Here is a 9,441-nt window from a genome sequence, read left to right on the forward strand (position 1 = left end):
TATCCTCCACGCTCCTCCTTTCCCGGACAAAAGAAAAAAGAAGGTGTCAGATTTTAAATTATACTATTTGATAATAATCGGCTTGCAAAGGTACGGCTTTTATCCGAACCCACAAAGAATTTAGGTATTTTTTTCTTTTACAGATGATTGGCAAGGCAAAAACCAACCAAACAAAAAAGCTTCCGCACCTGCCCTTATCCAAAGGTATACAGATACGGAAGCTGCAAGCCGAGCACTCCGGCACAAAAAATTTTCTATCTTTCCTTGTTTGCCTTGTGCAAAAGCACACTGTAAGATTAATAATCTTACGGCGTGAAGATTAATAATCTTACAGCCTGAAGATTATTAATCTTGCCAGACTTACTGCCAAATTATCACGCGGTAAATGTTTCTTAAAGATACAAAGAAAGCTGCCCCAATTCATTATCGAGACAGCTTCTTCATCTTCCGGCAGGCATGCTCACACACCATGCCGCTTATTTCCGAATATATCACTTGCTTTTTTTACCCCAGTAAGTTTTATAATCATCACCATAGCCGGCATAAACGATAGTATGGGTTCTGGGGGATGCCTCCCAATCGGTTTCACGCTGCAAGTAAAGTTCTACCCCATTATCCAACGTCAGGATACGCTTGCTGCTGTCATACGTCCACGTAGCTCCTTCCCAGTCACCTGCAGTTACGGTATGGTCGGCGGCAAGGGTCATCGTGGCTGAAGTCTTCTGTTCTCCATAAGCGTATGACAAGTCGATGTTCTCCCAATTACCTATCAGCTCGCTTTCAGTAATCTCCACCTGCGGCACGGCACCGTAACGTTCAGGCATCACTACCGGCCAGCCATCTTCGGTCCATCGTATGCAACGCACCTGCCCCATCATAATGGCATTGGAAGCATTGATTCCCGGTACATCTACAGGGAATCTGCCTTGCGAAGCGAAATACCAGTTGCCTTCACCATCATCGAACACACAGCAATGCGAAATACCTACCCAGCCATCGTTGCCATTGAACTTATACGGATGAGTCAATATCGGGAAAGCTTCGCCTCCAACGGTTGTCACATCCGTACCGTCCATGCCCACATAAGGACCTGCAATATTCGTGGAACGCACTACACGGGTATTGTAGGGCACCTCCAATGCATCGTATGCCAGAAACAAGTAATAGTATCCGTCATGATAAATCAGTTCCGGCCCTTCCGAACCTTGCCAGCGATTACCCATCTGGCGGGTAGCTATCAGTTGTCCGTATGCAGCGATGTCTGCATCCGTACCCCACGGATTAGGCAATTCAGCCTTTACCTTGCCCGTTGCTTCGTCAAGTTCTACCAGTGCGATGCCGCTATGCCAAGAACCGTATGCCATGTAGTGGCGTCCGTCATTGTCAATGATATAGCTGGGGTCAATGGCATTCCATTTATAATAGCAGTTTTCATTCCAATAATCATCCGCACTGGCATTAACATAGAAATCCAATCCTCTATCGGAAGCATTGGTAATGACATAGCCCTTGTCTTCCCACCCGTCGTTGTTTGCCGGATTGGAATTCTCCATCAAGCCGATGAATGCACGTTCGCTCCATGTTCCGTCACCGCTTAACGTACCGGGACAGACAATGGAATAGTACATACGATACAATCCGTTCCGCACTTTCCGTACGCAAGGTGCCCAATAGCCGAAGTCAGCCTCATCGGCTGTAGTCGGCTCCAATCCCATAGCTGCACGGATCTCATTCAGTTTCGGGATAACCCAATCGGGCAGGCTCTGCATCGTACCTCCCAAGTATTCCCAATCTACCAAGTTTTGCGAACGGCGTCCATGGAAATGCCCACCTGCCATATGAGCGTTGCCATACGAAGCATCAGTCTGATACATGTAATAATACCCGTCTTCTGCAAGCACCACAGAAGGGTCATGCACATTGCTCAGGTTCCAGCGGCTACGGTTCGTCCAGTCAGCGATGCTGGTATAGTTATCCTCATAAGCGGGAGCTACATAGTTCGCAAGCTGTTCGTCGATGGGCTGGCTTTCGGTGGTAGCTTCCAGCGCATCCGAGTAGGTGTAACGGCTGTTGCCATATACGAATGCGCGAATATAATAAGTGGTATTGCCCATCAAGCCTGAAATGGTGGCACTGAAATTTTCGTCTGCTTCTACCATATTGTCATTGACAGTAGGAGCCTGCGAATTGGCACTGTAACAGAACCCCCTCCGGACAATGCTTCCTGTATTACCGGTTACCGAGGAAGCTACAGTCAGCGAAGTGCCTGTACTTGCGGTTACTTCCGGTACAGCTACGGTTACATCGCTACTTTGATTGTATTCTACTTCGTTGTCATCCGAACAGCCTACGAATGTAAAGACGGCCAACAAAGATATCCAAATTAATGATAACTTTTTCATGTGTGTCAAGTTTAAAAATCATGCCATCCCCCTATTAGAGGGGACGGCATGAATAGAATAAGGAAATGAAAAATTATTCACCAAAAACAAGATGGCTTCCGTCTACCGTCAGCGCAAAGTTCAAGTCTTCAGGATCGATGGTAGTTATACCCAAATAATATTGGATAGAAGTTGTGCCATCTGTTCCGTTCATGATAGCCTGAACATCGGCAGTACCATTGCCGCAGTTGGTTACATAAACCGTAACTTCTGCACCGTTCATGGTAGCAAGCCAAGCAGCCCAGTCGGGTTGACCGCCACTGAGACGGAGATTGGTGTTTCCATCATATCCGGCACCCCAACCATAGTTATCAGCACGGACAACTCCATATTCTACAGTCGTATCAGTCTTACGAAGAACTACTACATAGTTGTTCCAGTTGCCAGCCAAGCTGCTGTAATTTGTGAACGTAATCGATTTAGTTTCGCCTGAAGGCACGTTGAAGTCATCAGAGAAAGCACCCCAGAAAGCAGTTGAATTATCTTCTGCTCCTACGATAGCCGTACTATTTGTTACTTCTGACACAGCAGATTCGGCAACGGTAACCTCTACCGTAGCAGTCACTCCTTCGTCAGCAGTAATGGTAACGGTATGCGTACCTACTGTAGCCGGAACTGTAGAGAATGTAAGCCTTGAGTTTGCGATAGTTCCTGTTCCTCCACTTACATAAGTTGCTGTCACTTCCATGCCAGTAGGGTCAAAGGCTAACGTACGGTCTGTCATTCCTTCGGTTGCTGCCGAAGTATAATAATAATAGGTAGTACGGGAAGGTTGCGTGGTCACTTCAATGGAAGCTATTTGTTCTACCAATTCAAATGTAGCACTTGCGATAACCGGCTGGTCACAGTTTTCACCTTGTTGGGTCTTGTTATAAGCTGCAACCAAGTTCTTCATACCCGGTGTTTCCATATCAGGAATAACCGAGAAGGTTAGTTCGGAAGAAGCTACAGTAGCCGCTACCCCTTCTTCAAAGGTAACAACGGCCGATACATTGGCTATTACAGAGTCAAGTGGCGTACCGATATTGACAATTTCGGGCACACCTTGCAATTCCATCGATACGGGATTCTTATCATCAGCAGAAGTAAGGCCGCCGATAGGTTCAATATTGGTCTGCAAGAAATTGATGTAAGAACCTTCAGGCACCAAGTAACAGCGGATATTGGTATTGCTTTCATCTGCATTCAGATTCACAAGAGCAGTCGGTTGGTTGTAGGTCTTGGTAACTGTACCATTGGTCATTCTGACACTGAATGCACCCTCGACAGAGCGGTCAACAGTAAGTGTTACCCTTCCACCCAATTGGGCTATACCTTCATCAGTATCGGTCTCGAAAGTGAGCGTACTTTGAACGTAAGAGCGGTCGATATAATCTCCCCATTCGGAGTTTCCCGAAGGCTGATTATCGTAGCGTATTGCCCCATATTCCAAATAGCCTTCGCCTTCACGATCAACATCATTGCAAATGATTAATGCAAAATTCTTATACGTATTCGATGCGTCAGGATTAATATTCAGGTTGAACACTGCATTCCACTTCTGACCATCGGGGATTACATAATACTTAGAGAAAACAGTCCACCAGCCTGTACTATAATCTGTACTTCCGATAGTATACACATCTTCCATCATACCTTCCAGTTCTTCATCGCCGGAATTTTGCGAATTGGCTATAGAATCCACCTTTTCGGAAAGCCAATCGGGCGAGTCCACCTCATAAAAGTGTTCGTCTTCACAACCGGCCAATGCCAGCAATCCCAAGACAAAAGAGCCGCAAACGGTTGCTATTTTATTGAAATGTTTCATGGTCTTATAATATAAAATTAGTAATTGATTAAGGCCTCTCCCACCCTAAGCAGCCGGGAGAGCACCCGTTTTTATTTTGCTAATTGTCAATTATCAATTGTCAATTATTTAAGTCCACAACCGGACGTACCGTCCAACCGTTGTCACGGAAGTAAGAAGAGTTGTCCGTACTGTAGTTAGCCGAGTTTCCTTGCAGGCTCGGGTTTTTGTTGGTCAATGTCTGCTGAATAGGCAAGAATTCATGTCCCTGTACGTAGGTATCGAATCCACTCTTCAATTCCGGGTCAGAACCAATGTTGCTATAATCAACCGGAAGCATCACTTTGCCCGGATCATTCGTAATGCGGACTACAGAGTGTTCCTTCATCTGCTGCAAACGGCCTGCATCGTAGAAGAAGCCCCAACGGATAAGGTCAAAACCACGACCATACTCGCAACCGAATTCTTTCGGACGCTCTACATTGGCAATCTGCTCAAAAAGCTTATCGGCTGTATTGAAATCAGCAAGTTGCAAATCGGGTAAATCCACACGACCGCGTACTTCATTAATCCAGTTAATGGCACGCTGGGTAGGCCCGTTCACTTCATTCTCGCATTCTGCGGCACGAAGCAATACATCCGAATAACGCATCAGGCGGACATTGATACCATCGTGCAAACCTGTAACCACTGTGCTATACAGACCGGTACGGAGGTTGGTGTATTTAGCGACAGGAATACCGCCGTAACTGTTATTGGTACGGATGGTATCGGAAGCCGTAATAGGTTGTGTATAGGCTACGTTACCATATTCGAAACCTTCCCAATCGGCTTCATAGGTACCCAGGGTCCAATAGAGACGTGGGTCAAGCGTACCGTTTATTGTACGTTCGCTCTTGAAGAGGTCGTACAGCCAGTTGGTAGCCGAAAGGTCGGCCCATCCACCGAAATCACCCGGAGCAAAGTTACTTTCGATAGCCGAACCTTGCGTAGCATTGGGACTGGTATTTACCGGTGTCCATTCGTCATCGGTGCCCTGCGAGGCATAATCCAAGAATTGGATTTCGAACAAGCTTTCTTCGTTGTTTTCGTATGCAGAGCCTTCGCGGAAGTTATCGCCATAGTTATCCATCAACCGATACGTACCATAGCGACCGCTGATAATGTCTTCCAACACCGTAAGCGCTTCGCTAAACTTGTGACGCACCATCAGCGTACGGGCATAAAAACCAGCCGCTGAACCACAAGTGGCACGACCACCAGCCCATTCACCGCCTGTATCACGCGAAGGCAATAATTCCATAGCCTGTTGGAAATCGACTTCCACTTGGTCGAGCACTTCATCGTAGGTGCTATTGGTACCGTAAAGTCCGTCCAGTGAAGAGTAGGTATCATAACTTGTAATCAGAGGCGGGTTTTGGTAATAGCCTGCCAAGTTATAGTAAGACAATCCGCGGATAAAGAGCGCTTGCCCTTTGATGCGTCTCAGGTTTTCCGAAAGCTGGCTGTTATCTTCGCCTACGCGGGAAAGGATAAAGTTGCATACGTTGATGGTGTAGTACCACTCACGCCAGGGCCACCAGGCAATATCACCTGTAACCAGTACGGTAAAGTCGTCAAATTCCATGTACCATACTTGCGAAGAGTTCCACACTTCATCGCCACGGCACGCGTCGATGGTATAGCCTACACGGGCATACGACCCTTCCATACGCATGTGGTTATAGGCAGCAATCACACACTCCTCCAAGTCATCGACTGTATTGCCGAAAGTAGCAGTAGTTTGTTGGTTGGGATTCACCACATCCAAATTATCCATGCACGAAGTCAGTGTTCCGACTCCAAACAGGAAAGCAAGTGAATATTTTAATAGTTTCATACAATAATGTTTTTAGCAGTTAGAATTAGAATGAGAAATGAAGGCCACACATAAAGGTACGTGCCGTCGGGAACGAACAGAAGTTATAACCCGGAGTAAAGGTACCTCCAGCATAGTCTACATTGTATCCTTTGTAACCGGTAAACGTGTGGACGTTTTGTGCCGACACATAGAGGCGGACATCTGATACATATTTGCCGAACCACTTGTCGGGGAAGTTATAACCCAACTCGATATTGGCAATCTTCCAATAAGCGGCATTCTGAATCTTACGTTCGCTGAACAAGTCGTTCCATGCGTAAGTCGCACTGTTTGTTATGTAGGTACGCGGTACATTCGAAATATAAGTAGAACCGTCTTCACTCCAACGGTTGGCATCCAGTATCGCTACATCCTTGTTGCCATAGCCATAGCAAGAGTTAAGCGAGTTGTAAATGTCATCAGCCACGTGGTAGTTCAAGGCACCAAAGGTAGCAATGCTCAGGTCAAAGTTCTTGTATTCGAAACGGAAATTCAAGCCGAAGTTGATTTTAGGCAGACCGCTGCCCAATACCACTTGGTCGTATTCATTGATTACACCGTCGGGAGTGCCATCGGGACCGCTGACATCCTCATACAGGCAATCGCCCACTTGGGCACCTTGCTGGGTAGCATGGTTGTCAAGGTCTGCTTGTGTACGGGCAATGCCTTCGTATTTCCAACCATAGAACTTACCGATTTCTTCACCGACCTCCGTAATATAAGCTCCACTAATATAGGCTTCATCCGTAAAACCTAACGAAGTGACTTTATTTTTCAGCGTACTAAGGTTGGCCGATATTTCATATTTGAACGCATGGTCGCGGTTGCGGTAGGTAGCAGCGAACTCAAAACCGGAGTTGTCCATCGAGGCAGCATTCATCGTAACGGTCGTATTCGATACACCTGCCTGTTCGGGTACAGGAACACTATACAGCAAGTCTTGGTTGGTATTTTTATACCATTCGGCGGTGAACTCTAAGCGATTGTTGAAGAAAGCGAGGTCGATACCTACGTTGTAAGTTTTCTTCTTTTCCCAAGACAGGTTGTTGTCCACGAAGGTAGAAACGGCAGAACCGGTCACGGCAGAGTTATTGAAGCTATATGTCATATTGTTACGTGACATCACCGCCTGATACATATATTCACCGATGTTCTCGTTACCCAATTCACCGTAGCTGGCGCGAATCTTAAATAAGTTCACAACGTTCGGGTTAAAGGGGAAGAAACTTTCCTTATCGAAGCGCCAACCAATAGAAACAGAAGGGAAGGTACCCCAACGAATGCCCTTTGACAAGCGCGAGCTGGCATCCCGACGAACCGTAGCCGAGAACAAGTAACGGTCATCGAAGTTGTAGTTGACACGGCCAATGTAAGAGAAGATGGCGTGCTTGTAGTCGTAACTGGAAGAATAGGTGTTCGCACCGTTCTGCAGCTGGAGGAAATAAGGTTCGGTGTAGTTAAGTCCCCAACCGTTCAATGTATTGGTATGTTCTTCTTCATACGTCTGACCGACAACGATATTCAGATGGTGTTTGCCAAAGGTACCATCGTAGGTCAAGATATTTTCAATCAATGCAGTAGAATAGTCACGCGAAGCTTTTTCCAAGCGCTCGTTGCTCTTTGCCAAATACACACGGTTACTCTGTATCCATGCAGGAATCCACGTGAAGTCTGAGCAATGCGTCTTGCTGTAAGACAGGTTGATGCGGTAATTCAGCTTGTGATTCTTGTTTTCGATGCCCAGCATCTTGAGCAAATCCACATCGGCAGATCCTGTACCCACGAAACGGTCTACACGCGTATTGCGCTGCAACAGGTTGTTGACCAGCAACGGGTTAGAAGCCGAAATATCACCATGGATATTATCGTAATAAACACCATAGCCGTAAGCATCGTAATTATAGCCGTTGGCAGCTCCTACCTGACCATCGAGCACCCAAGTAGACGGGTCGTAAGCCATGATGGTAGGCTGCATCAGCAAAGTGGAACGTAACACGTTGCTCACGTCACCATACAATCCTTGCACATACTCGTTCGCATTAGACAATGCCATGTTATCCTGGTCGGAATGTGAATATACTATACTGGTCTGGAATTTGATGAACTTGGTATCCATGGTGTTGTTGACACGCGCGGTGAAACGTTCGAAGTTCGGTCCGGCTCCTTCCAGTGTTCCTTTCTGGCTATAGTAATCCAACGCTACGTTATAGGTATTATTGGCACCACCACCCGACAGGTTCACATTGTGATTTTGGCGGATACCCGTCTTGAACACTTCGTCAAACCAATCTGTATCTGTATCATCCATAAAATGATAAGTACCTGTCGCATTATCGACAAGGTATCCACCCGGCAACGGCGTATTGGAATTGGAAGCCGCCTGCCCCAAATACTGGCTGTACTGGTCGGCATTCATCACGTCGTAAACTCCCGAAGGAATATAGTCCACACCGAAATAGCCATTGTAATCCACCTTCAAGGGCTGGTCTTTCTGTCCGCGCTTCGTGGTAATGATAATCACACCGTTGGCTGCACGCGAACCGTAGATAGCGGCAGCAGATGCATCTTTCAACACTTGGATTGTCTCAATATCATTGGCAGAGAAGTCACGGATAGACGTTCCCATAGGCACACCATCAATGACATACAGCGGAGCCGTACTACCAAAAGAACCGATACCACGAATACGTACGGTAGGGTCGGCACCCGGCTGACCGTCGGAAGTAATCTGCACACCGGCAACCTTACCTTCCAGCATGGTAGAAATGTTGGAATTAGATGTACGCTTCAATTCCTCTGCATTCACTACGGCTACAGAGCCGGTCAAGTCGGCTTTCTTCTGCGTACCGTAACCTACAACGACAACCTGCTCCAGCATCTGATCGTCCGGATCCAATTGGATTGGATCAAGGATTGCCCGGTTACGGACAGCAACCTCTCGGCTTTTATACCCCACAAAACTAACTACAAGAACAGCATTACCCGGAACGTCCAATTCAAAATTGCCGTCCAAATCGGCAGTTGTCCCTCCTTTTCCATCTTTAATCATAATCGTAGCTCCCAACAAGGGCATGCCTTGTTCGTCAACAACCTGACCTTTCACCTTAATAGTCTGTGATTGTGTCACAGCAGCCATAGAGGGTGCAGCATATACCGCTGTACCTCCCAAGGCACACAAGCCAAGCATTGCGGAAAAAATCAATTGTTTTCTCATTTTTCAATGGTATTAAATTATCAATTCAAGTTTCGCAAGTTCAACTTGCAGCTTTTAATCTATAAATGTCGCAAATATGTTTCATATCTTCCTCCCTGTT

At 46.5% G+C, this 9,441-nt stretch carries 4 protein-coding genes; all 4 read right to left on the reverse strand.

Annotated elements, in window-relative coordinates; all coding sequences use genetic code 11:
• Positions 1–491: 491 nt before the first annotated feature.
• Positions 492–2,402, reverse strand: coding sequence for an arabinan endo-1,5-alpha-L-arabinosidase (locus tag H9625_RS10360; RefSeq protein ID WP_191764243.1), 1,911 nt, complete (start codon positions 2,400–2,402; stop codon positions 492–494).
• A 73-nt stretch (positions 2,403–2,475) separates the two neighbouring features.
• Positions 2,476–4,248, reverse strand: a complete 1,773-nt coding sequence (locus tag H9625_RS10365) for a hypothetical protein (RefSeq protein WP_191764245.1) — start codon at positions 4,246–4,248, stop codon at positions 2,476–2,478.
• A 100-nt stretch (positions 4,249–4,348) separates the two neighbouring features.
• Positions 4,349–6,106 (reverse strand): RagB/SusD family nutrient uptake outer membrane protein, encoded by a 1,758-nt coding sequence (locus H9625_RS10370; protein WP_191764247.1) that lies wholly within the window; start codon positions 6,104–6,106, stop codon positions 4,349–4,351.
• 25 nt (positions 6,107–6,131) lie between these two features.
• Positions 6,132–9,341 carry a SusC/RagA family TonB-linked outer membrane protein gene (locus tag H9625_RS10375; protein WP_191764249.1) on the reverse strand — a complete coding sequence of 1,070 codons (3,210 nt, stop codon included), beginning with the start codon at positions 9,339–9,341 and terminating at the stop codon, positions 6,132–6,134.
• Positions 9,342–9,441: the final 100 nt, after the last annotated feature.

Source organism: Phocaeicola intestinalis, from assembly GCF_014837065.1.
GTDB classification, from domain to species: Bacteria; Bacteroidota; Bacteroidia; order Bacteroidales; family Bacteroidaceae; genus Phocaeicola; species Phocaeicola intestinalis.